This window comes from Xanthocytophaga agilis, assembly GCF_030068605.1.
Lineage (GTDB): Bacteria > Bacteroidota > Bacteroidia > Cytophagales > 172606-1 > Xanthocytophaga > Xanthocytophaga agilis.
Genome location: NZ_JASJOU010000020.1, coordinates 152,888 through 176,420 on the forward strand (window position 1 = coordinate 152,888; position 23,533 = coordinate 176,420).

20 protein-coding genes are annotated in these 23,533 nt (G+C 38.8%); 5 read left to right on the forward strand and 15 right to left on the reverse strand.

Annotated elements, in window-relative coordinates; translation table 11 throughout:
- Window positions 1-42 precede the first annotated feature (42 nt).
- The 4 genes from QNI22_RS36140 to QNI22_RS36155 form a co-directional block, all read right to left on the reverse strand.
- Window positions 43-822, reverse strand: coding sequence for an MBL fold metallo-hydrolase (locus tag QNI22_RS36140; protein WP_314518990.1), 780 nt, complete (start codon window positions 820-822; stop codon window positions 43-45).
- A 76-nt stretch (window positions 823-898) separates the two neighbouring features.
- Entirely contained in the window at window positions 899-1,192 is a 294-nt protein-coding gene (locus QNI22_RS36145) for a hypothetical protein (protein ID WP_314518992.1), read from the reverse strand.
- A 134-nt stretch (window positions 1,193-1,326) separates the two neighbouring features.
- The gene (locus tag QNI22_RS36150) at window positions 1,327-1,710 is read right to left on the reverse strand and encodes a response regulator (RefSeq protein ID WP_314518993.1); all 384 of its coding nucleotides are present in this window, start codon (window positions 1,708-1,710) and stop codon (window positions 1,327-1,329) included.
- Between the two features lie 67 nt (window positions 1,711-1,777).
- Window positions 1,778-6,034 carry a PAS domain S-box protein gene (locus tag QNI22_RS36155; RefSeq protein WP_314518994.1) on the reverse strand — a complete coding sequence of 1,419 codons (4,257 nt, stop codon included), beginning with the start codon at window positions 6,032-6,034 and terminating at the stop codon, window positions 1,778-1,780.
- A 285-nt stretch (window positions 6,035-6,319) separates the two neighbouring features.
- Here QNI22_RS36155 and miaA point away from each other — a divergent pair, with 285 nt between their 5' ends.
- Window positions 6,320-7,243, forward strand: coding sequence for a tRNA (adenosine(37)-N6)-dimethylallyltransferase MiaA (gene miaA / locus QNI22_RS36160; RefSeq protein WP_314518995.1), 924 nt, complete (start codon window positions 6,320-6,322; stop codon window positions 7,241-7,243).
- Here the strand turns inward: miaA and QNI22_RS36165 are convergent.
- Complete coding sequence (locus QNI22_RS36165; RefSeq protein WP_314518997.1) at window positions 7,230-7,712, reverse strand: LemA family protein; 483 nt, start codon at window positions 7,710-7,712, stop codon at window positions 7,230-7,232. The genes miaA and QNI22_RS36165 overlap by 14 nt on opposite strands.
- Window positions 7,713-7,794: 82 nt before the next feature.
- Window positions 7,795-8,763, reverse strand: a complete 969-nt coding sequence (pfkA, locus tag QNI22_RS36170) for a 6-phosphofructokinase (protein WP_313977671.1) — start codon at window positions 8,761-8,763, stop codon at window positions 7,795-7,797.
- Window positions 8,764-9,265: 502 nt separating this feature from the next.
- Here pfkA and QNI22_RS36175 point away from each other — a divergent pair.
- From QNI22_RS36175 to QNI22_RS36190, 4 genes are all read left to right on the forward strand, one after another.
- The gene (locus QNI22_RS36175; RefSeq protein WP_314518999.1) at window positions 9,266-11,737 is read left to right on the forward strand and encodes a hypothetical protein; all 2,472 of its coding nucleotides are present in this window, start codon (window positions 9,266-9,268) and stop codon (window positions 11,735-11,737) included.
- A gap of 96 nt (window positions 11,738-11,833) precedes the next feature.
- Window positions 11,834-12,826 carry a ligand-gated ion channel gene (locus tag QNI22_RS36180; RefSeq protein ID WP_314519001.1) on the forward strand — a complete coding sequence of 331 codons (993 nt, stop codon included), beginning with the start codon at window positions 11,834-11,836 and terminating at the stop codon, window positions 12,824-12,826.
- 126 nt (window positions 12,827-12,952) lie between these two features.
- Window positions 12,953-13,393: a hypothetical protein gene (locus QNI22_RS36185; protein WP_314519003.1), complete on the forward strand. Its 441-nt coding sequence runs from the start codon at window positions 12,953-12,955 to the stop codon at window positions 13,391-13,393.
- A gap of 176 nt (window positions 13,394-13,569) precedes the next feature.
- Window positions 13,570-14,631, forward strand: a complete 1,062-nt coding sequence (locus QNI22_RS36190; RefSeq protein WP_314519005.1) for a 2Fe-2S iron-sulfur cluster-binding protein — start codon at window positions 13,570-13,572, stop codon at window positions 14,629-14,631.
- A gap of 79 nt (window positions 14,632-14,710) precedes the next feature.
- On the opposite strand, the gene QNI22_RS36195 is transcribed toward QNI22_RS36190, so the two are convergent.
- The 9 genes from QNI22_RS36195 to QNI22_RS36235 form a co-directional block, all read right to left on the reverse strand.
- Window positions 14,711-15,415 (reverse strand): zinc metallopeptidase, encoded by a 705-nt coding sequence (locus QNI22_RS36195; protein ID WP_313995818.1) that lies wholly within the window; start codon window positions 15,413-15,415, stop codon window positions 14,711-14,713.
- Window positions 15,416-15,474: 59 nt separating this feature from the next.
- Entirely contained in the window at window positions 15,475-15,954 is a 480-nt protein-coding gene (rfaE2, locus tag QNI22_RS36200) for a D-glycero-beta-D-manno-heptose 1-phosphate adenylyltransferase (protein ID WP_314519008.1), read from the reverse strand.
- A 20-nt stretch (window positions 15,955-15,974) separates the two neighbouring features.
- Window positions 15,975-17,030 carry a lysylphosphatidylglycerol synthase transmembrane domain-containing protein gene (locus QNI22_RS36205; protein ID WP_314519010.1) on the reverse strand — a complete coding sequence of 352 codons (1,056 nt, stop codon included), beginning with the start codon at window positions 17,028-17,030 and terminating at the stop codon, window positions 15,975-15,977.
- 209 nt (window positions 17,031-17,239) lie between these two features.
- Complete coding sequence (locus QNI22_RS36210) at window positions 17,240-18,787, reverse strand: DHA2 family efflux MFS transporter permease subunit (protein ID WP_314519012.1); 1,548 nt, start codon at window positions 18,785-18,787, stop codon at window positions 17,240-17,242.
- Between the two features lie 193 nt (window positions 18,788-18,980).
- Complete coding sequence (locus QNI22_RS36215) at window positions 18,981-20,015, reverse strand: HlyD family secretion protein (RefSeq protein ID WP_313977657.1); 1,035 nt, start codon at window positions 20,013-20,015, stop codon at window positions 18,981-18,983.
- A gap of 77 nt (window positions 20,016-20,092) precedes the next feature.
- Window positions 20,093-21,418, reverse strand: a complete 1,326-nt coding sequence (locus QNI22_RS36220) for a TolC family protein (RefSeq protein ID WP_314519013.1) — start codon at window positions 21,416-21,418, stop codon at window positions 20,093-20,095.
- 16 nt (window positions 21,419-21,434) lie between these two features.
- Complete coding sequence (locus tag QNI22_RS36225) at window positions 21,435-22,043, reverse strand: TetR/AcrR family transcriptional regulator (protein WP_314519015.1); 609 nt, start codon at window positions 22,041-22,043, stop codon at window positions 21,435-21,437.
- Between the two features lie 281 nt (window positions 22,044-22,324).
- Entirely contained in the window at window positions 22,325-22,675 is a 351-nt protein-coding gene (gene panD / locus QNI22_RS36230) for an aspartate 1-decarboxylase (RefSeq protein ID WP_313977651.1), read from the reverse strand.
- Window positions 22,676-22,870: 195 nt separating this feature from the next.
- Window positions 22,871-23,518 carry an HAD family hydrolase gene (locus tag QNI22_RS36235; protein ID WP_314519017.1) on the reverse strand — a complete coding sequence of 216 codons (648 nt, stop codon included), beginning with the start codon at window positions 23,516-23,518 and terminating at the stop codon, window positions 22,871-22,873.
- Window positions 23,519-23,533: the final 15 nt, after the last annotated feature.

Here is a 23,533-nt window from a genome sequence, read left to right on the forward strand (position 1 = left end):
TCAAATTACATATTGATGAACGGTTGTATTACTAGATAAAAGCTATACAGGTATTTTCTTGTTCATTCTGATTTTCATTCCATCATAGCCCATTCGAATAAATGGTGGCAGCATTTTATTAATTGTGGAATGCAGTCCCATTCGATGGCTAATATGAGTGAGGTACGCCTCTTCTGGTTGTAATCTTGTAAGGATTTCGACTGCTTCATTCAACGTAAAATGGGAAAGATGTGGCTCTTGTTGCAGGGCATCAAATACAATTACTCTGGAGCCTTTTAACTTTTCCATCTCTGTTTCTGAAATGTAGTTGGCATCTGTAATATAAGAAAAATCACCTATTCGAAAGCCCAGAACTGGTAATTTGTAATGAAGTACATCAATGGGAATGATCGTGGTATTTTGTATAGAAAAAGGATGTTCGTCAATTGTATGAAGTTGAATCTGTGGAATACCCGGATATTTGAATTCGGCAAATGCATAGGCAAAATCACGTTGCAGGGAGTCCAGTACACGTTGTTGACCATACACGGGCATATCCCGGTTCTGACGGAAGTTATATGCTCGTATATCATCCAGGCCGGCTGTGTGATCTTTATGCTCATGGGTAAACAATACGGCATCCAGTGTATTGATTCTTTCCCGAAGCATTTGTTGACGAAAGTCCGGACCGGTATCAATGACAAGGCTCAGATCATCTGTTTGTATATGTACGGAAGTACGAAGTCTTTTGTCTCGAAAGTCAACTGAACGGCAAACTTCACAATCACAGCCTATTACCGGAACGCCTTGTGAAGTACCTGTGCCGAGTAGGGTAATAACCATAAAGCAAATAGAAAAATTAATGTGGCAGACTCTATGATCTTACAAAAGGGCAATATTCAAAGGATTTGTTTTGCGCTTAGGATGTAGTCGGTGTTGTTTCTTTATCTTTTGTCTCTTCTCCTTTTAGCTCAGAGAACAGCTTTTTACTTTTCTCTGTCATTTTCTCGGTGCTCAGGTCTACAGATCTAAGAATCTCAACTACACTATTGATACGTCCTTCTAATGGTAAAAACTTATTGACAACAACTATTTTGGTCTCTTTTAACACACACCAACCCGTTTTGAAGTTGCCTTTTTCGTAACGGAGTATATAATCAGACTCTGCAAAGATATCTTCGATCTTTGATAAAAACTGCGGTGTATATTTCATGAGGTATAAAAGCATAAAATAGCAGACTGTACATAGAATATATAAACAGTTCTGCTATTTTATGTGCTATTAGTGGATAAAATCCGAAATAAGCTTTAAATTATTCAGAAGACCTTTAAACTAATCGTATAAAATCAGGCCTTATTGGTGAGCTTTTTTACAACTTCCACCAACTGATCAAAGTTTAAAGGCTTAGGTAGATATTCATTGATTCCTACTGCCTGGAACTCTTCCATTGTATAGTTTTTTGCATTTCCTGTAATAGCAACCAATGGTATATTGGCTTTTACCGGATCAGGCAATGCTCTTACCTGTCTTGCACACTCCATACCATCCATAACAGGCATATTGATATCTAATAGAATAATGTCAAAGTTTTCTTTTTCAAGTGCGCTTAGTACTTGTTCTCCATTTTTTACAGAAGAGATAGCACATCCTTGCTGTTCAAGAATTTTTTTGGTTAGATTTTGAATAACCGAACTATCTTCGGCAATGAGTACTTTTTTGCTGTCTGCCATTTTTCAGGTAGTAGTTATAAATATTAAGTTGTTACAAAATTTAAACAATTCTGATCTGATATACGTGCTAAGATTCTGTTTTTGCCTCTATATCAGTTCCTAAGATCTCCTTATAGGAGTTTTCAAATATCTCAATTTCTTTTTGAATCTTCAGCAGATTCTTTTTTAAATTTTTGACGACATTGTTTTTCAGGTCAGCTTCTGTCGTGCGTGCAAAATTAGCAATTTTTTCAATACCTAATGTGCCTGAATTTCCTTTCAATGTATGTAAGTTGCTTAAAATCTTCTTATAATCTTTTGAAGGTAAAGCTTCCATGTTTTCATTCATTTGTTCATAGGCTTCAGCAATAAACTCTTCGAGTGTTGCCAGCACCATCTCTTCCCCACCATATTTCTTTAACTGTCCTATTACTTCCAGATTGAGGACAGGAAACTCTTTTTCTGCTTCTGATACGATAACAGGGGCAGTTTTTGGTTCTGAGACTTGAGGGGTGATTGATTCTACTGATACATGCTGAGACGCTATTATCGGGTGTATTACATTTGTATTTGCTTTCAGGTTTCCCGATTTGTCAAACCATTCTTTTACTTTCTGAATGAGTGCCGCTGCGCGGATCGGCTTTGCTATGTAATCATCCATTCCCTGACTCAGAAATTTCTCCCGATCTTCTTTCATGGAATAGGCCGTCATAGCAATGATAGGAGGGAGGTTCTTTATATTTAGCTGACGAATGTGCTGGGTCGCTGTAATACCATCCATATCAGGCATCTGAATATCCATGAGAATGATATCATAGTTGCGTTTTACTGGATCAGAAAATGTGTTTTTTACTTTTTCAATCGCAGTAAAACCATTTTCTGCCATTTCAATAATACATCCTGCCTTGCCAAGTATTTCACTTGCTACAGTACGGTTAACCATATTGTCATCGGTCAGTAATACAAGAGGCTGTAATCCGTTAAATACATCGCCTTCCTTAAATTCTCCTTCTGTAATATTCTTTGTCAGAGGGCTAATGTTTGTCTCTTTTGCCTCAAACGTGAACCAGAAGGTGCTACCTTTGCCTGATTGAGATTCAACCCCTATTTCTCCGCCCATCATACGGGCCAGTTCTTTAGAGATTGCCAGACCCAGACCAGTTCCTCCATAAGATTTGGTAGATGAGTTGTCTACCTGATTGAATGCATTAAACAACAGAGACAGGTTTTCTTTGGAAATACCTATACCTGTGTCACTTACAGAAGCTTTGATTTTCTTGACTTTTCCCTTACTTTCATATAAGGATACCTGAATGGATACAGTACCTTTTTCTGTGAATTTTATGGCATTGGATGTGAGGTTAGACAAGATTTGAAGCAATCGGGTCTCATCCGCAATAATAAACTCTGGTACCTTATCATCTATATGGTATTTTAGAATATTATTCTTTGTTGCAGCTTGTTGAGTAAACAATGCATGCAGCTTCTCGATAGTATTCTGAAAAGAAAGTGGGGCTTTGTGAAGCTCCATTTTGCCAGCTTCGATCTTGGATAAGTCCAGAATATCATTCAGAATCGTGAGTAGGGTTTCAGATGACTTTTTAACAGTCTGAACATATTCCTTTTGCTTCGGATTTAATGGAGTATCGTTGAGTACATCAATCATTCCGATGATACCATTCATAGGGGTTCTGATCTCATGACTCATGTTCGCCAGGAATCTTTCTTTAACTTTCAGCGATTTTTCGGCTATTTCCTTGGCCTTTAAAAGTTCTTCTTCTGCCTTTTTACGTTCGGTAATATCCCGGGCTACTCCTTCAATTTCTATAGGTTTTCCGTTTTCATCATGTACCAGACGAACATTGAGCAGAAATTGAATTTCAGTGCCTTGTTTGGTTATAAAACCGACTTCAATATTCTTGGCAGATCCATTGCGTCGCAGTTGCCGATAGGTATGGTAGCTTTTTCCTTTGTCAATGAAGAAATCTGTAATATTACGTCCAATAATTTCTCCGTCATTGTAGTTTCCTACCTCATAAGCAGATGGACTGATCATGCGGATAATACCACGTAAGTCTGACCGATAGTAGATGTCCTGAAAAGATTCGAAGATACTTCTGAACTTCTTCTCACTCTCTATCAGATTCATATCTGATTCTTTCTTCTCTGTAATATCGTGAGCTATTGCTGAGAGTTCTTCAATTGTGCCATCTTTTGAGATAATAGGATTCAGGTATACTTCTCTCCAGGAATTCTCATTTTGTTTAGTACGTATCTGCGTCTCAAAATGCTGCGGAATACCTTGTAATGCCAGGCGATAACGGGCTTCCCAGTTATGATAATTGTGGGAACGCATAAATTCGCTACGCACCCGATCTGTATTGACCCCTATGATTGGTCGGAATCCAAAGCGGGACTCATAGGAATCTGCAAAATTTTTGTTGAAAGATGTCAGGTATAAACGTTTATTTACAGACCACATCAGATGGCTTCCACTCTCAAATACAGCATTTAACTGAGCTGTTTGCTTATATAGTTTTTCTTCGTTCTGCTTTCTTTCAATTGCCAGGGCGATTTGACCTGAGATAAAATCCAATAGTTCAAGATCACGGGTGCTATACGTGTTGGGATTGTCATAGGACTTTACCGCAATGATTCCGGTAGTCCGGCTCTCAATCTTTAAAGGTACACCCATCCATACCTTGGGGGTTTTACCATATAATTCCAGATTGTTCTCCTCTGCAAGACGAAGAATCTGTTCTTCATATAAGAACAACGGCTTATTGTAGAACATGGCAAACTCGGTGAGTCCGCGACCTACACGACGCTGGGTGACACGCAAATCACTGCTGGTGTCCTCATCTACAAAATATGGATAATAGAGAAAGTTACGCTCATTGTTGTACAGCGTAATATAGAAGTTGCGTACATCAATAATCTTCCCTAATTCTTTGTGGATATTCTGATACAAGATATCCAGGTTACCACTTTTGGTAGTTAAGTTGGCAATACTATAGTACAGATTCTGTGCACGTTCTGCCCGAATTCGTTCGGTTGTATCATATAATATACAGCGAAGAGCTGTGGGCTTGCCAGCTTCATACCTACAACTTACACTACCTGCCAGATAAATGTCCTGGCCAGATTTGCTTCGGAATACAGTCTGAAACTTATAGATCTTTTCGCCGTTTGCAATGCGGTTAAATTTACTAAGTGTACTTTTGAGATGTTGAGGATGAACAATCTCGCGAATATTTAGCTTTTCGATTTCAGCCCCACTGTATCCAAGTTTATCCTGCCAGGCCCGATTGGCAAAAAGAACGTCTCCTTTTAGGGATATGATCTGAATCAGGTCATTGGCATTATCAAACAAATCCTGTAATTGTGCGTGAGTTCTGGCTAGAATGGCAGTGACTTTCTTTTTATCTGTAATATCTTCTCCTACACGGGTAATAGCCGAAATCTCTCCTTTTTGGGTATTCAATACAACAGAACTAAACTGTATGTAACGAAGATTTCCATCTTTACCTAATAAGCTTCGTTCAGTAATCTCAAAGAACCCTCCATTTTTTAGTGCATTATAAAATTCCTTGCGACGGGGTACATGGTCTGATACTGGTACAAATACATCAAAAAAGTTTTGTCCAAGTACTTCTTCTCTTGACCATCCGGTTACTTTTAAGAGGTAATCATTGCAAAAAGAAATTGTTTCGTCACTTTCAATCCGAAAACATACCAGATTTACTTTCTCAAGTGTCCGCAGAAATTGCTCTTCCGCATCCCGTTGGGCTACCTGCCGTTTTTTCTCTTCCTCTGCTATTTTGATTTCTGTGATATCCCGACCATAGATAGCTATAGCTTCTCTTCCCAGATAGATGGCTTTTTTTAAGAGTATCTCGAATAAGAAGGTGCCTTTTTTACTAACGAGTTGTCTTTCAATGGTTAGTTCTTCTCCTTGCCAGGTGCGTTTTAAATATTCCTGAAATCGCTCAAAGTCCAGACCATAGGCCTCACAAAAGTTTTTGGCAGATCGGCTGATAAGTTCTTCTCTTGAATATTGAAACCAATGTAAGGCAGCCCTGTTTGCATCCAGTACATTCCCTTCCCTATCGAAAATGATGATTAGCTCATCATTGTTTTGTGTCAGAGGCTGGTCAAACTCTTTGGCCCGTAATGGGCTATTAAATAATTGATTGTATCCTGATTTTGAAATAGAAGCAGGTATTGCCTCTCCCAAACCAGGTTGAGTAAGTTTCTCGTATTGAGCAATCTTGTGATTTAAGCGATCGATCTCCTGTAATAATCTACTCTTTTCTTGCTGGGTCACTGAATCAATATAATCCATATTGTCAACGTTCTCTCTTTGTAAAGTGAAAAATACTATCTTGCTGGTTCAAAAAACAAGGGCCGTTTTCATGAAGTTTATAGTATAATTAGTAAAGCATCGAAAAGAGCAGGTTCTAGAGCGAGACGACACTATTCTGACGGGCGTAGCAAAAGTTACGGACCGAAAAATAGGAGAAGGCACAGCCTAAAAGATGCTTTTGAAGCCTTTATAAAATTATACTCTACATCTTCCAATTTAAAAGTAACAAATATTCCTGAGAAAACGTGTCCTCTCCGCTTTTGTATGCAAGAAGTCAATTATTTAGTAGTGATAGTAGGTCCTACAGCAGTAGGGAAAACCGAATTGTGTGTGCGTTTAGCTCATTATTTTAAGACTGAAATCATATCAGCAGATTCACGCCAGTTTTATCGTGAAATGACTATTGGCACAGCTAAGCCTACCGCGGATGAACAAGAAGGAATAACACACCATTTCATCAACTCCCATAGTGTTGTAGAAGAGTACAATGCTGCTGCATTTGAACAGGATGCATTAGGTTGTATCCAATCAGTTTTAGCACAACATAAAGTTTGTATTCTCACAGGTGGGTCTACTTTATATATCAAAATGCTGACAGATGGAATGGATGAGATTCCTGATGTTGATCCAGAAATACGGGTACAACTTCAGCAAACATTAGATACACAGGGGTTAGAAGTGCTGATTAAACAACTGGATGAACTGGACCCTGTATATGGACAACAGGTAGATCGGGCAAATCCACAACGTGTGATGCGAGCCCTGGAAGTGAGTATTGGAACTGGAATGCCCTATTCTTCCTTTCGGAAAGGAACAAAAGTAGAACGACCTTTTCAGATTATAAAGATTGGTCTGAACCGTGATAGAGAAGAGTTATACCAGCGGATTGATTTACGTATGGACCTGATGCTGAAAAATGGTTTGGTAGATGAAGTTCGTAGTTTGGCAGCATATAGAGATAAAAATGCTCTACAAACTGTAGGATATAGAGAAGTGTTTGAATTTCTGGATGGTATGTATGACGAGGCTGAAATGATTCGTTTACTGAAACGAAATTCCAGGCGTTATGCAAAACGCCAGCTTACATGGTTTACCCGTGATACAGAATATCAATGGTTTCATCCTAGCCAGTTTAAAGAGATTGTACAGTATATAGAACAGCAGATGAATAATCCTAAACTGCCATAGGCTTAAATCCAAATAATGAAGCTATAATACGGTAAGGCATATGTTTACATAACTCATTGTAGTTGCCTCGTGCGGATCTGAATTTTTTCTGTGTTTGCAGCAAAAGAGACGCATTTTGGCTTAAAGCCGTTTGTAAGCGGTTTGCTTCGTTATTATCTGCAAATCCCAGGTTTTCAATGGATTGGGCAATTGTCTTAGTTTCTGCCGCCAGTTTGGTTTCATTGTAACCTCCTTCCTGATCAGCTACCAGATTGGTATTCAGTAATTCTCCCAACTGCATAAGTAACTGCACTCGCTGAAATGCTACCTTGCCTACATTCTGAAGATAGATATCTGTATTACTTTTGCGGGTTCTCAGACTATTAAGAACCACCATACCCCACAGAAATATTGCTCCTGTAATAACCAGAAGTATAGGTAGCACACCAATCCCTGTAACCTTAAATGCAAAAAGAGCGAAAATCATCATCTTATCTAACTACTGATAGTCAATATCAGACTTTGAACAGATGCACTACCATTCAAAGTCTGATATTGTGTAACTTATACTGTTATATACTTAAAATCTCTACAATACGAACCAGTTCATCACTAATAGGTTTGCTTAAGCTGATGCAGTCACGGAAAGGAGTATAGGTTAGCTTGTTGTTAATGATACCTACCATTACCCCTTGCTGTCCATTGATCAGACCTTCTACTGCACCAACACCCAGACGGCTTGCCAGAATCCGATCAAATGCTGTAGGACTACCACCACGTTGAATATGACCAAGATTGGTGATACGTATATCCGCATCCGGAAAATGTTTCTTTACTGTTGTTCCCACTTCTGTAGCACCTCCACTTTCTCCTTCTGCTACAATGATGATGAAAGAGGATTTGGAACGGCTCCAGCCTTCTTCCAATGTTTTAATAACTTCTCCAATAGGAGTAAAAGTTTCTGGAACCATTACTAATTCTGCACCCCCACCAATACCAGACTGAATGGCAATATATCCTGAATCACGACCCATTACTTCGATGAAGAAAATACGGTCATGAGAATCTGCTGTATCCCGAATCTTGTCGATAGCATCCAGTGCTGTATTTACAGCTGTATCATAGCCAATTGTATAATCAGTGCCATATAAGTCATTGTCAATAGTTCCTGGGGCACCTACTGCTGGTATACCATATTCTTCATAAAATATAGAGGCTCCCGTAAATGTTCCGTTTCCCCCAATTGCTACCAATCCCTCAATACCATATTTTTGTAACTGATCGTATGCTTTTGCCCGGCCTTCTTTGGTCATGAATTCTTTACTACGGGCAGATTTTAAAATGGTACCCCCTTTTTGGATGATATTGCTAACAGAATAGGATTGCATTTGAGAAATTTCTCCTCTGATCATGCCATCATATCCATGACGGATTCCGTATACTTCCAATCCATAATAAATAGCGCTTCGGACAACTGCACGCACACAAGCGTTCATGCCAGGGGCGTCTCCCCCAGAGGTGAAAATGGCTATTTTCTTCATAATTTTGATTTCAGGTAGCTTATTTCCGGATAATATGAAAGAAACTGGCTGCCTGATAATTTAATTGGCTATTTGCCAGATATGCAATGAATATACAGATATGTTTTGACTGTATATGTCTTGCTTGTATAATGATTCAGATTTTACAACTCGTTAAAAACGGTTGCGAAAATACACAGCTAAACTGAATAGTGGTATGAATTCTTTATAAAAATTGTGTTAAATCCTGAAAAAGGACTTTTAACACTTCCATATCCCTTCTTTTACTTATATAATCTTATGTTCTATCGGGAAAATAATATCGGCTTTTCTTTGCAAATCCTCAGAGTTTAAATTCTATATTTGAACCATTTTCCGAAAAACAATCTAAACTAATTTCGTTGAAAGGAGACATTACTGATAAAGATATACCATCTAAGTTGTCTTACAAGCAATGTTTTGTTTGTTGAATCTTAAATAAAATTTTATTTATCTGTAGAGGCTCTCCCAATATTCTGAACGCATGAAAACCAACAACCTCTTGCAAAAAGCCATTCCACATGTATTGGCTATTGTGGCTTTTCTAATTATCACTTTTGTTTATTTCTCGCCTGTTCTGGATGGAAAGACTATGTCGCAACATGATATTGTGCAAGCTAGAGGTGCAGGACATGAAGCAGGTTTGTATCGTGAAAAGACAGGACATTATCCTATGTGGACTAATAGTATGTTTGGAGGAATGCCTACTTATCTTATTGCCGCAGATTATCCTAATAGCTGGACTACCAAAGTAGGTCGTTTCTTCGCTAATCTGTTGCCGGAGCCCGCTAACTATGTGTTTTTGTATCTGATTGGATTTTATATCCTGCTGGCTGCATTGGGGTTTGATGCGTGGATAGGCGTGCTGGGGGCTATAGGGTTTGCTTTTTGTAGTTATAACCTGATAAATATAGAAGCTGGTCATGCTTCCAAAGTAATTGCGATGGGATTTCTACCTCCTATATTAGGTGGGGTAATTCTGGCTTATCGAGGTAAATATTGGATTGGGGGTGCATTGGTAGGGTTATTTTTAGGAATGCACATCTATGGAAACCATGTGCAGATTACATTTTATATGTTTCTGACTATTGGGTTCTATGTACTTATGGAACTGATTGTTGCTATTCGTGAAAAACGACTAAAACCATTTTTAATTGCCTCAGCTGTAATAGGTGTGGGTGTTGCACTAGCTGTTGGCTCTCATGCCTCTCGTTTGCTTACTACCAGTGAATATTCCAAAGAAAGTATCAGAGGGAAGTCAGAATTAACTCCTAAACCTGCAACAGCAGATGATAAAGGCGTTAATGCAGATGGTCTGGATTATGATTATGCCTTTCGGTGGAGCTATGGCAAAATGGAGACATTTACCTTGTTGATTCCTGATTTTTATGGTGGTGGAACTATGTCTAAAAGTATTGGGAAAAATTCCGCTATGTACAATGCTTTGATTGAAAAAGGAGCATCTGATGCACAGGCCAAACAAATTGTAGCACAACTATCTAGTGCTTTATATTGGGGCGATCAACCTACTACGGGTGGACCAACTTATGCGGGTGCTGTTATTCTGTTTTTATTTGTGCTGGGCATGTTTATTATCCCAAATCGCATCAAATGGTGGATTCTAGGCTCTGCTGTATTTATGACTATGCTGGCATGGGGTAAGAACTTTGCTCTCAATGACATTCTGTTTACCTATGCACCACTTTTTGATAAATTCCGTGCAGTGACTATGACTCTGGCATTAACGCAGGTATTTCTGGTGTTAGGAGCTGCCATGGCTGTACAGGAACTGGTTCGTGGAGAGTATAGCTGGACTAATCTTCAAAGGCCTTTGATCTGGAGTTTTGGATTAACTGGAGGTGTGGCATTACTCTTTGCATTATTGGGAGGTGCATTCTTTGATTTTCGCAGTGATATAGTTGATCCGCAACTTGCGCAGGGATATGGAGACTGGATTATCCGTCCGATACGTGATGACCGGGCTTCTATATTGCGTGGAGATGCTTTTCGCAGTTTTATGTTTATTGTGGTAGCCGCAGGAGTGATTATTGCGTTTTTATTCAAACGTCTCTCTGCGTCTCTTATGGTCCTGGTATTGGGAGCTGTTGTATTAACTGATATGTTTGCTGTTGACAAGCGCTATGTTAATAATGATGATTTTACCATTGACAGACGTGATCAGGAACGGGCTATTATTAAACCAACGCCTGCCGATGAGCAGATTCTGAGAGATACCACACAGTATAGAGTATTTAATTATGCTGCAAGTCCATTCCAAGATGCTACTACTTCTTATTTCCATCATTCAGTAGGAGGGTATCATGGTGCCAAGATGCGTCGGTATAGTGATGTTATTGACAGCGTTTTGGCAAAAGGAAGCATCAAAGGTCTTAATATGTTGAATACAAAGTATGTAATTGTGCCAGATCAGAAAACGGGGCAGGTATTTGTTCAGCAAAATCCAGAAGCTTTGGGCAATGCATGGTTTGTAAAAGAATACAAAATTGTTCCAAATGCAGATGAAGAAATTAAAGCCATTGAGACTTTTGAACCCAAAACGACTGCTATTATTGACAAACGTTTTGAAAAAGATTTAAATGGTCTGAATATCCAGTTTGATAGCACTGCAACCATTACCCTTACAAGCTATTCACCCGATCATCTGGTCTATGAATCCAATGCACAGACTCCTCAACTGGCTGTATTCTCTGAGATTTACTATGCTAACAAAGACTACTGGCAAGCTACAATAGATGATAAGCCTGTACCTCATTTTCGTGTGAATTACATTTTACGTGGTATGGTTGTACCTCCTGGTAAACACAAGATTACGTTTACTTTTATCAGTAATACATACCAACAGGGTGAACATATTGCCTTGTTTAGCTCTATTGCTTTGTTTGCGTTTGTAGGTGCTGCGATCTTTTTATCTGCCAAACAAAAAAATAAGGCATAAACGTTATATTTAAAACTCATCTGGATGGCTTTCCTTTTACATCATCCAGATGAGTATCCTCTACTGTTTATATTTACAGTCAAGCATTTGAATCATATGCTTCTTCTTGCACGGAATCTTCGAAGCTTTCTTTTATTTGTTTTAGTTTTAATAGGGGTAGGTACATGTAATAGCCTTTATGCGCAGACAAGCACTCCTGATACGGTTCGTATAGGTTGTTATCTGTTAAGCTTACACGATCTTGATTTTCGGGAACAGGAATATACAGCTCGTTTCTGGGTTTGGATGGTATATAATAAAAAGCTGGAGGATCTGGAAAATAGTCTGGAGATTGCCAATGCCAAGGAAGTAACAGTAGACGAAGTAGTGATCGATAGTCTGGAAGGAAAAAAGTGGGTACAGTTTAAGTTAAAATGTATCATGAAAGAAAACTGGGCTATCCAACATTTTCCTTTTGACCGGCAACGACTTCAAATACTTGTAGAGAACTCGAAATATGATCAGTCAAGTTTGATTTTTATGCCGGATACAAGTGGTAAATTATATGATCCGGATATGACAATCTCTGGCTGGAAAATTCGAAAGACTGCTATTGAGATTGGAACCAGCGAATACAAAACAGGATTTGGTGATACACGCCTGGAACACTTTAATGCTGCCTATTCACAACTGGCAGTTGTGGTAGATGTTGAACGCAACGCATGGGGATTATTTTTTAAGTTATTTCTGGGAATGTATGTCGCATTTGCGATTGCTTATGTTACATTTTTTATAGATGCTCAACATGCAGATGCTCGTTTTGGATTACCAGTAGGGGGATTATTTGCAGCAGTGGGTAACAAATATGTGATTGATGGCTATTTACCATTCTCTTCTCAATTGACCATAGTAGACATTCTTCATGGCGCTACTTTTTTGGCAATCTTCTTTACTGTGATGTTTTCTGTTATTTCATTGCGTATAGACGATACCGGAAAACGCAAACAATCTCAAAAAACAGATCGAACAGTAGGCTTTATTATTTTGGGAATATATGGACTCATAAACTGTATTATGCTGATCCTCTCTGTATTTCATATTGGAGGATGATAGAATACAGATGTTTTAATAAAAAACATACATATATACATGTATAAAATATAGCGTATGTTTCAAAGAATTAGTTTTTTTATGGTAAAGTCTCTATTTTTGTTATAAACCTTTATTAGCGTCTAAATGAGAAAAATCAACATTTTCCTTACTACACTCTGTTTGATTGGCATTATTGTAGGAGGAGCTTCCTGCAAAAAAAGTACACCCAAAACCAAAACCGAATTAATTAGCCAAACCTGGAAAGTTCAGAAGGCAGAAGAAAATGGTACGGTTGTTTTTGAAATAGGAGGTGCTCAGACTGTGAATTACACACCATTACGCCTGAGTTTTAGTAGTACAGGCTTTACATGGATTGATTCTCAGAATAATTCTTCTTCAGGAACATGGGTTTTTGCTTCCAATGATACAGCAATTAACTTTACTGTACCTAATAACGCTAGTTTTAGCCCGGCTTCTGTTACTGTCAGTGATTTGACCGAAGATATTTTAAATATAAAATATACTACTACGAATGCAAAAGGACAAACTACCTCAGTAACACTTTACCTGGTTCCTGCTGGTTAGCCTTTAATAGTATGACAATACAAAATAAAAAGCCTGGCTTTACAAAGCCAGGCTTTTTATTTTGTATTGTAAGCCAGAAATTGTATTCTGCTATGAAAGATTAATTCCGTTACAAGTATGATTTGACTACGATTGATTACTTTTGCCTCCTGATAAAGTTAACATTGTTAATACACATGAGTAAATATCATTTTCTAAAAGTCGAAAAAATTGTTCGGGAAACTCCTGATTCGATTTCTGTACATTTTGAGCAGCCTGCTAATCAGCGCATTTCATATAAATCAGGGCAATTTCTTACGTTATTGGTTCCTGTTAACGGAAAAACAGAGCGTCGTTCCTACTCTATGTGTAGTTCGCCTATTTCGGAAAACAATCTGGTTGTAACTGTAAAACGAGTAGAAGGAGGGAAGGTATCAAACTTTCTGAATGATCAACTGAAGCCAGGTGCATTGGTTGAAGTGATGGAGCCCATGGGAACATTTACTATTGAACCTAATGCTGATAAACAAAGACATATTATTCTGATTGGTGCTGGGAGTGGCATTACTCCACTGATGTCTATTGCTAAAACTATTTTGCATACAGAATCTCGTAGCCGTGTATCTGTATTATATGGCAACAGGAATGAACAGTCTATTATATTTAAAGAGGAGTTAGCTTCTCTTACACAAAAGTTTGCAGGTAGGTTAGATGTAATTCATGTATTAAGCCAGCCCGCCTCTTCATGGACAGGCCATATTGGACGACTGAATCAGTCATTAGTACTCAAGATGTTGGAACATTTGCCTAAATGGGCAGATACAGAGTACTTTATCTGTGGTCCGGATGGCATGATGGAAGAAGCTAAACAGGCACTACGCATTTTGCAGATTCCATCAGAGAGAGTACATTCTGAGAGTTTTCTAACGGTAACCAAAGAACCCGTACATGGAGAAGTGGTAGAAGATACAACAGGTGAGGTGAAAGACTATACAGTGACAATTATGTATGAGGGAGCTGAATATAAAGTAGCTGTACCTGCCCAAAAAACTATACTGGAAGCGGCACTGGATAACGATATAGATCTTCCTTACTCCTGTCAGAGTGGTATGTGTACTGCCTGTATGGGTAAGTGTGTAAGTGGAAAGGTTTTATTAGATGAAGAAGATGGATTGTCAGAAACGGAGATCAAACAGGGATATATCCTTACCTGTGTAGGCCATCCTCTAACCAGCGATGTGGTGATTGAGATTGATTGATAGAGCAAATAGAAAGACTATAAAAGAAAAACGCCATACAGGATTGCATGACGTTTTTCTTTTATAAATCATATTGTCATTAGTCATCTCTGCGACCCATGAATACAAATATCCAGTAAGCAAGTTGAGCAAGTGCACCAATAGCTGCTACTACATAAGTCATGGCAGCCCATTTAAGTGCATCTTTTGCCATGTCATGTTCTCTTTGGGTAACTACCCCACTATTTTCCATCCAAACTAATGCCCGACGACTTGCATCAAATTCTACAGGAAGTGTAATGGTGGAGAACAACGCCAAACCTGCATTGGCTCCTATTAATACCAGCAACAGAATATTACCCATTGCTCCATGACCCTGGAAGATAGAGTAACCTACACCAAAAAGAATAAGCATATTCAAAACCTGAAGTACATTACCACAAATACTTACTACAGGCACCAATGCTGAACGCATTTGCAAAGGTCCATATGAAGTTGCATGCTGCACTGCGTGTCCACATTCATGAGAGGCTACTGCTACTGCTGCTGCACTACGTCCATAATATACATCCTGACTCAGGTTGACTGTTTTATCTGCTGGATTATAGTGATCAGTGAGTTGGCCTTCTACAGCTGTTATTCGAACATCAAAAATATTATTGTCTCGCAGCATTTTGGCGGCAGCTTCTGCTCCGCTCATTCCGCCTGCTAACGGAATTTGTGAATATTGCGCAAATTTGCTTTTAAGTTGCCAGCTCACAAACATGCTGACAAGCATGGTTACAATACTGATAAGAAAGATCATAGTTGTGTGTTTATTTAATTTTTAATTACCGAGGTAGACGAACAGGTTTTATAAAAATTTTACCCTGACTTTCGGATCTTCTCTACAATAGATGAGGTTGAAAATCCTTTCACCAGAGGTATGGTTTTTACTGTTCCTCCATTAGCTATTACAAAATCTGCACCAACAATTGTTTCCACTGTATAATCATCACCTTTGATCAAAATGTCAGGTTTTATAGCTTCAATCAGACTTTTTGGCGTATCCTCGTCAAAAAGAACTACCAGATCGACAAATCCAAGTGCTGCAATAACCCGGCTCCGTCCTGTTTCATTTACAATGGGGCGGGTTTCTCCTTTTAATCGTTGCACCGATGCATCAGTATTGAGGCCTAATACAAGCTTATCTCCCTGAGATCTCGCTTTTTCCAGATAGTCTACATGACCTATATGTACTATATCAAAACATCCATTGGTAAAGGCAATAGACTTGCCTTCTGCCTTCCACTGAGCTATAGTTAAAAGTGCTTTATCCAAGGATTGGATTTTTTCTTCTGTCATTTTAGTATACTATAAATAGTTTAGGTTGCAGAGTTATAGTTTTGAGATGGGGTATCTTTTACCTCAACAGGTTCTATATCTGTGCTATTGATGAACAAACTAACCACAAAGCATATGCCACCTGCTACAATTGTCAGGAGTGTTTGAGATGCCCAGATAAAGGTAGCCAGGATAATACCTTCCTCTTGAGACCATCCATACAACATAAGTGCACTACTTACCAGCAGGTGATACGGGCCTGTGCCACCCTGTACAGGAGCTGCCATACCAAGACTACCCATCATAAGGATAGTAAGCCCTCCCATCCAGCCAAGAGGCTTTGAATCTGGAAGTGCAAATGTGAGAAGATAGGCCGCAAAATAATAACCTATCCAGATAAGGAAACTATGAGCAATAAAACCCCATTTGTTTTGCATCTTTCTTACACTGACCAAGCCTTCCCACATACCCAGGAAGAAATCGCGAATCTTGGCAAGAATGGCTATTTTCCAGAGTTTTTCCTGATTTTTGTAAGCCCAGAATCCCATACCTGCTACAAACAAGGCTCCAACAATCAAAATGAGGTAAAAGGTTGAGGAGATTTGGCTAAAGCTACCAAATTTATCCGTAAAGAATTGAATAAAGAAGTCACTAAGCCGGTTGAACTCAAGAAGAAAATTGAGGCATAGAAGTAATAGTAGCATTACAACATCAAAAAGTCTTTCAGCTACCACAGTACCTATTCCTGCATTGATAGGCACTTTATTCATCTTATTCAATACTCCACATCGGGATACTTCACCCATACGAGGCAGTAACAGATTGGCAAAATACCCGATCATAACAGCCAGAAACATACGAGACATACTGGGTTTATACCCAAGAGGTTCCAATAATAACCGCCATCGATAGGCTCTGCTCCAGTGTGCAAACAATAAGACAATTCCTGAGAAGATAACCCAACTGTAGTTTGCTTGTCGGAAAGTGGCTATCATATCAGCCAGACTTAATTCCTTGAATACGTAGAAACGTAGCAATAGAAAAGCTACTACCAATGGAATGGCATATTTGATAATATCGATTAATCGGAATTTCATAGCGCAAAAATGGTACTTAAACTTCAGAGAAACAACCTTTCCCAACAGAAGGATATTGTTTGTCAGTAAGGATGTGTACAGTCGCTACAGATTTTGAGGTTATTCGATGTATTTTAAGTGAAATGCTACATAATGCTATCTTTCGGACAGAGCATAAAAAAACCGACAATTTAGTAACTGTCGGTTTTTCGGAATAATTGTAAATTACATCAATGTGCATCCACAGGGATTGCAACATTTTTCTTGAACTTCTGCAAATAAATCAATGGGATACAGAATAACATAAAGAACCCTACAAGCCAAAATATATCATTGTAAGAGAGGATCATGCTTTGTTTGGTCATAATTCCATCCAATGCTTTATGTGCTTTGGATTCAGCATCTAGCGGAGTATATCCTTTGGCAATAAAACTATTGGTGAGCATTCTTAATCTTTCTGTAAATGCATCGCTATAAGAATTCATGTAGGAAACCAGGTTCACTCTATGAAAAGCGGCACGGTGTGCCAGTATGGTATTCGAAAGAGCAATTCCAAAAGAACCACCTAACTGTCGCATCATGTTGTTGAGTCCTGTTCCCTGTCCTATTTCAGCTCCATGCAGGTCCTGAATCGCCAATGTGGTCAAAGGAACAAAGAGAATAGCCATTCCGACACCTCGTACCATCAGAGGCCAGAAGAAATCATTCGGACCACTAAACACATTGGAAACACTCAGCATCTGAGTAAAGATAAAAAACAGGATCATACCACCTGTAGCCAGAAACTGGGCTGGAAACCCTTTCTTTAATAACGTTCCCGTTATAGGCATGATAAACATAGTGACTACACTACCGGGAAACATCAACTCACCAGTTTGCTGGGCACTGAAACCCAGAATATTCTGACACAAGATAGGTAGTGCAAATACCGAACTATACATACCAAATCCCAGTGCAAAAGAAGTAAGCATACCTGCACTAAAGCTCCGATAGCGTAAAATACGGAGGTTTACAATCGGATAGTCGATACTAAGTTCCCGCCATATAAACGCAATGCTCGCTACCAGTGAGATAAAGGTTAATACAGATATATACGCTGTTTCAAACCAGTCTTCTGTTTCACCTTTTTCCAGCACCACCTGCAGACATCCGATACATAAAGCGAGTAGGGCAATCCCTGTCCAGTCAATACGTCGGCTTATATTTTCATTTTTGGTGTTCTTAATGAAGATAAATACAAACACCCCTGCCAGAATACCTACCGGAATGTTTACATAAAATATCCATGGCCAGGAGTAATTGTCTGTGATATAACCCCCGATGGTAGGACCTACTGCCGGTCCCAATACGGCTCCTAAACCAAATAAGGCATTGGCCATACCTATCTCTTCCCGTGGCCAGGTATCAATCAGAATCGTTTGTGCTGTTGATAGTAAGCCACCTCCTGCCAGACCTTGAATAATCCGGAAAATAACCAGCATCAACAGACTGTCTGCATTTCCGCAAAAGAAAGATGCAACTGTAAATATTATAATAGACCCAAGGAAATAATTGCGACGGCCAAAACGTCCGGCAAGCCAGCCAGACATAGGTAATACGATTACGTTTGCAACCGCATACCCTGTCACCACCCAGCTCACATCTGATAATGTGGCTCCCAGATTTCCCATAATCTGGGGCAGTGATACATTGACAATGGTTGTGTCAATTAGTTCCAACAAGGAACCTACGATCACTGTAATGGTAATAATCCATTTGGAAGAACCTTTTTCAGGCATATAGTAATCAACTAAAGTTCATGTAAAGTATGGATTGATTGTAAGGGTACAATCATCTTTTATAAAACTGACAGCTATATTTCTAAATAGGCTGTGCCTCAAAAGAAGTTATCTGTTCAGAGGGAAAGGTAGTTAATGGATATCATCAGGACTATCCTCATTGACTATTCCATTATTATCCTTGAAGAAAGTGTTAATCTATTTTCACTTCTGCTGTTACACTCATACCTGGGTGCAGCTTTTCACGCATAGCTTTATCTGCCTTCAGTTTGATACGAACTGGAACACGTTGTACAACTTTTACGAAGTTTCCAGTTGCATTGTCTGGAGGCAATAATGAAAACTTAGCACCTGTTGCAGGAGAAAAACTAGCTACTTCACCCGCTATTGGTTCATCTGGATAGGCATCGACCACAATGGTGACAGGATTACCTGGCTTCATTTTCTTTAATTGTGTCTCTTTGAAGTTGGCTGTTACATAAATGCTGCTGTCATTTACTACTACAAACAAACTCTGACCTGCCTGCACCAACTGACCTGGCTGAATATTTTTCTTGGCAACAGTTCCTGAAACAGGAGCGCTTACACTGGTATAGGAAAGTTGTAGTTTGGCAAAATCCAGATCTGCCTGACGAAGGGCAATGTTACTGGATGCTGCACTTACCTGAGATACAGAGGTACCTACTTGTTTGGAGGCTACATCATATTGACTTTTGGCAGATGCTAATTGTGCTTCAGCAGCATCTTTTTCAGCCTTTATGGCATCAAACTGCTGAGCAGTAACCACTTTGTCATCATACAGGTTTTTATAACGGGTATAATCCTGGTTTGCTTTCCACAGGCGTATGTTAGCAGCTTCAATAGCTGATTTAGCTGTAGCAATGCCAGCTTGTGTAGATACTACAGTAGATTTGGATACACCTACATTCGCCATTACCGATTGTAAAGAGGCATCTGCCTGACGCACTTTGATCAGATAATCGGTATCTTCTATTTTTACTAGTAACTGATCTTTGGAAACTTTCTGGTTATCTTCAAACAATACACTGTTTACATAACCGCCTACCTTTGCTACTACAGGTACAATATCTCCATCCAATTGTGCATCATCTGTATCTACATAATGGAGTGAGTGAGTATATTTTGTAAAGCCGTATGCTCCGGCTGATAGAATAACAATGCCTAAAATAATGGGTAATGCAAAGTTTTTTGATTTTTTCTCTGACATAATTTTGTATTGTAAAGTAGGGTTATTGACTCTCCTGTTTTATTAAGCTATTCCTCTAATAGCCTTTGAGCATTAGTTTAAGGCAACATTCCAGCAGATTTCAACAATGTGTAGTAGGCAACAACAGCGTCTGCTTTGGCTAATTCAAGGTTGATTTTTGCCTGAAATAACAATGTTTCCGCATCAATACGATCAGTAGTAGAGGCTACATTGTTCTTATATTTGGAATTTGTAATCCGGTAATTTTCTGTTGCCTGCTCTGTAGCAACTTCAAGCAATTTGATTTTTTCACGAGCCTGGACATAGCCTTCATAACTTTGTTTTACTTCTGTACGAATGTTGTCCTCTGTTACTGTTTTAGCTATTGTAGTCTGTTTCTCACTGGCTTCAGCCTGACTGATTTTTGCTTTTGTAGTATACAATGAAGCAATATCATAACTCAGCGTGAGACCAACGGTCAATGGAGTGATGGTTGAATTGGCTTTAGGTATTGGATTGGCATTTGGGTTAATATGATACAAGGCTGCTCCAGCGGCTAATGTTGGATACTTACTACTTTGTATAGACTTGATATTTAATCTGCTATGTTGATTCTGATAATCTGCAATAGTTACCTCCTTACGGTTGCTCAGACTTTGATTGACATAATCCTGGAAAGAACTGCTTGTTGCTAACAGATTTAAAGATGTATCTACTTCAATCAGATTATCGTCAGTCAGACCCAGTAGCAAGCCTAAATGATAGCTTACTGTCTTCTGACTGGTAGTCAGATCAAGATTGCTGATCTCAATGTTGGAACGTTGTAGTTTCCAGCGTAATACATCATTCTCGGTTGCCAGACCCTGTTTTACAAACTTCTCCGTTTCAATTATTTTCTCGTCAATATCCTGAAAATTCTGCTGGATGACTTTCTGACTCTGTTTGATTTTATACAGATTGAAGTAGAGTTGAATCACTGCCAGCTTGATTTCGTTTTCCTGTCTGGTTACATCCAGTTCTGCAATCTTGGTTAAAAGAGCTGCTGATTCATCTGCATATTTGTGCTTATTTCCAGAATAGATAACCTGATTAACAGAGGCTGTTCCCAGATACACATCTGCATTACGTGGCAATACAAACGGTTCTGCTCCTGGACTTAATTGAAACTGATTGGTAAGCATAAATGCATGATTATACATAATGCTTGCCTTTGCCTGAGGTAATCGTTGTTCTTTGGTTATTTTTTGCTGAGCTGTTACTTCTTCAATTTTAGCTTTGGATAATTTCAAAGACTTACTGTTGGATACTCCCAGCGTAAGTGCTTCCTCCAATGACAAAGGTTTGGTCTGTTGTGCTGTAGTAACCAGTGGCATACATAACAACAAGAGGATGGGTAATAAACAATTTTGATTTTTTAGTCTCATATGGTTTTAAAGGTAATTACTTAATCTCCAGATAGGCTCTGAGCATTTCGTACAGATGTTTCTTTACTTGCTTCTTAACTTTGTTAGTCGCTGCTTCTGTTTCTTCCAGAGGTAGTGTAGTGTCCTGTGTGAAGTATTCCTTCTTCTTCACATTGAAAATAGTTCCGGAGATAGTAGCCATCAGCAGATCTGTATCTACTTTCCGAAAGAGCTTTTGTTTTTGTCCCTCATCAAGTAGTTTTCGGATTTCTTCCACATTTTTAGCATGGATGCGCATAATTGCTTCATGTGTGCCACCTCGTTGCTTCAAAAACAGCTCTCTTTGAGTGATCAGAAAATAATTGCTGTTGTTAAAAATCCGCTCAATGTAAATATCAATGAGTGATTCCAGTTTGGCAAAAGGGTCTTTGTTCTGGCTATTCAGATTTTGCAGACTGGTATATAAATCATTGCTTTTATTTTCGATCAAGGTTTCAAGTAGCTTTTCTTTTGATCCGAAATAATAGGAGATCATCGCTACGTTGACATTAGCACGTTGAGAAAGATCCTTTACGGAGGTTGCGTCAAATCCTTTTTCTGCGAAAAGTTCTTCTGCGGCTTGTAAAATAATTTCTTTTTTATCCATGGTGTCCGAGAGTTACTGGATATATAACAGCACAAATGTACAAATCATTTATTAATTAAATGATTATTTAACTTAAATGTTTATTTAATTTTTGTGAAAATAATACAACATAAAATAAAACTGAGATGAATTGGTATTTTTTTAGTGAGGATAAGGATCTATCTTCTCATAGAAGGAGTGGGTGGAGCTTATAATAGGATAATTTTAATAGACAGTATTACAAGAAAAAAGCCCTGAATAATTATACATACAGGGCTTTTCGATCAGAATATTTTCGTGTGTTAACTAACAAGCTTATTGTTATCATCAGGGAAGACAACAAAGGGTTTGAATTTTTTGGCTTCTTCAAACTCCATCATTGCAAAGGAAATAATGATGAGGATATCACCAACTTGTACTCGTCGGGCTGCCGCACCATTCAGGCAAATCTTTCCGCTGCCTCTCTCTCCCTTAATGATATATGTTTCGAAGCGTTCGCCATTGTTGTTATTTACAATGAGTACTTTCTCGTTTTCAATCATATTGGCGGCATCCAGCAGATCTTCATCAATGGTAATGCTACCTACATAATTCAGGTTCGCTTCTGTAACCTTAACCCTATGGATTTTGGATTTTAGAATGTTGATAAACATTGTTGTTATATGTTGACGCTTTCCTTGTAAAGCGGCGCAAAGGTATGAAAATTATTGGCAATCCACCCTTGCATGTAAGGATTGCCTTTACAATGAGTTACAAAAACCGTGCAGCAATCACTTTGCTTCTCTGACGGGATTTATATGCGGGAATTACCTGCCATCCTGTGTCTAACAATCTTTTAATAAGAAAAGTTACCAGTGGAGTTCTGTATAGGTTTTTATTATAGTTGGAAGCTGAAATAAGGCGCGCAATTCTTCTGGAGTATGTGTAGTGGCAATGCCTACTACCTGCATATTGGCCGCTAGTGCAGCGGTAATTCCTGAAACAGAATCTTCAAAGGCAAGACAATGGTCCGGAGATACTGACAATTTGGCTGCTGCACTTTGAAATACTTCAGGGTGAGGTTTACCTTGTTTTACCTCTTCACCACTGACAATAGCATCAAAATAGTGCTGGATTCGCAAGCCTGCCAGCGTGAACTGTACATTTTTCTGATCTCCCATAGTCGCAAGAGCAATGCGTATACCCTTGTTTTTAGCTTCTTCCAGAAACTCAATCAAACCTTCAATGGGTTTCAGGTGGGGGCGATACATTTCACGGTAAAGGGTTTCTTTTTCCTCACCTAATTCAGTGATTTGTTCATGAGATAGGTGATCACCAAAAAAACGTGGGATAATCTCAGTAATAGTCCCTTTATTTTTCTGCTCGTACTCGGCTTCTGTTATAGATATAGTATGTCTTTTCAGAAATTCAAAAAAAGCTAACTGATGGTATTCCATGTTGTGAATCAACGTACCATCCATATCAAATATAAAGGCTTTTATAAGAGGTGAAATCATGAATAGCGAACGAGT

Excerpts from the sequence above, each read along its gene's own strand:
- QNI22_RS36195 (WP_313995818.1), bottom strand. The coding sequence starts at position 15,415 with ATGATCTTTCTTATCAGTATTGTAACCATGCTTGTCAGCATGTTTGTG.
- QNI22_RS36155 (WP_314518994.1), bottom strand. The coding sequence starts at position 6,034 with ATGGATTATATTGATTCAGTGACCCAGCAAGAAAAGAGTAGATTATTA.
- QNI22_RS36185 (WP_314519003.1), top strand. The coding sequence starts at position 12,953 with ATGAGAAAAATCAACATTTTCCTTACTACACTCTGTTTGATTGGCATT.
- QNI22_RS36165 (WP_314518997.1), bottom strand. The coding sequence starts at position 7,712 with ATGATGATTTTCGCTCTTTTTGCATTTAAGGTTACAGGGATTGGTGTG.
- QNI22_RS36225 (WP_314519015.1), bottom strand. The coding sequence starts at position 22,043 with ATGGATAAAAAAGAAATTATTTTACAAGCCGCAGAAGAACTTTTCGCA.
- QNI22_RS36145 (WP_314518992.1), bottom strand. The coding sequence starts at position 1,192 with ATGAAATATACACCGCAGTTTTTATCAAAGATCGAAGATATCTTTGCA.
- QNI22_RS36180 (WP_314519001.1), top strand. The coding sequence starts at position 11,834 with ATGCTTCTTCTTGCACGGAATCTTCGAAGCTTTCTTTTATTTGTTTTA.
- QNI22_RS36140 (WP_314518990.1), bottom strand. The coding sequence starts at position 822 with ATGGTTATTACCCTACTCGGCACAGGTACTTCACAAGGCGTTCCGGTA.
- QNI22_RS36205 (WP_314519010.1), bottom strand. The coding sequence starts at position 17,030 with ATGAAATTCCGATTAATCGATATTATCAAATATGCCATTCCATTGGTA.
- panD (WP_313977651.1), bottom strand. The coding sequence starts at position 22,675 with ATGTTTATCAACATTCTAAAATCCAAAATCCATAGGGTTAAGGTTACA.
- QNI22_RS36175 (WP_314518999.1), top strand. The coding sequence starts at position 9,266 with ATGAAAACCAACAACCTCTTGCAAAAAGCCATTCCACATGTATTGGCT.
- QNI22_RS36235 (WP_314519017.1), bottom strand. The coding sequence starts at position 23,518 with ATGATTTCACCTCTTATAAAAGCCTTTATATTTGATATGGATGGTACG.
- QNI22_RS36220 (WP_314519013.1), bottom strand. The coding sequence starts at position 21,418 with ATGAGACTAAAAAATCAAAATTGTTTATTACCCATCCTCTTGTTGTTA.
- miaA (WP_314518995.1), top strand. The coding sequence starts at position 6,320 with ATGCAAGAAGTCAATTATTTAGTAGTGATAGTAGGTCCTACAGCAGTA.
- QNI22_RS36150 (WP_314518993.1), bottom strand. The coding sequence starts at position 1,710 with ATGGCAGACAGCAAAAAAGTACTCATTGCCGAAGATAGTTCGGTTATT.
- QNI22_RS36215 (WP_313977657.1), bottom strand. The coding sequence starts at position 20,015 with ATGTCAGAGAAAAAATCAAAAAACTTTGCATTACCCATTATTTTAGGC.
- QNI22_RS36190 (WP_314519005.1), top strand. The coding sequence starts at position 13,570 with ATGAGTAAATATCATTTTCTAAAAGTCGAAAAAATTGTTCGGGAAACT.
- QNI22_RS36210 (WP_314519012.1), bottom strand. The coding sequence starts at position 18,787 with ATGCCTGAAAAAGGTTCTTCCAAATGGATTATTACCATTACAGTGATC.
- rfaE2 (WP_314519008.1), bottom strand. The coding sequence starts at position 15,954 with ATGACAGAAGAAAAAATCCAATCCTTGGATAAAGCACTTTTAACTATA.
- pfkA (WP_313977671.1), bottom strand. The coding sequence starts at position 8,763 with ATGAAGAAAATAGCCATTTTCACCTCTGGGGGAGACGCCCCTGGCATG.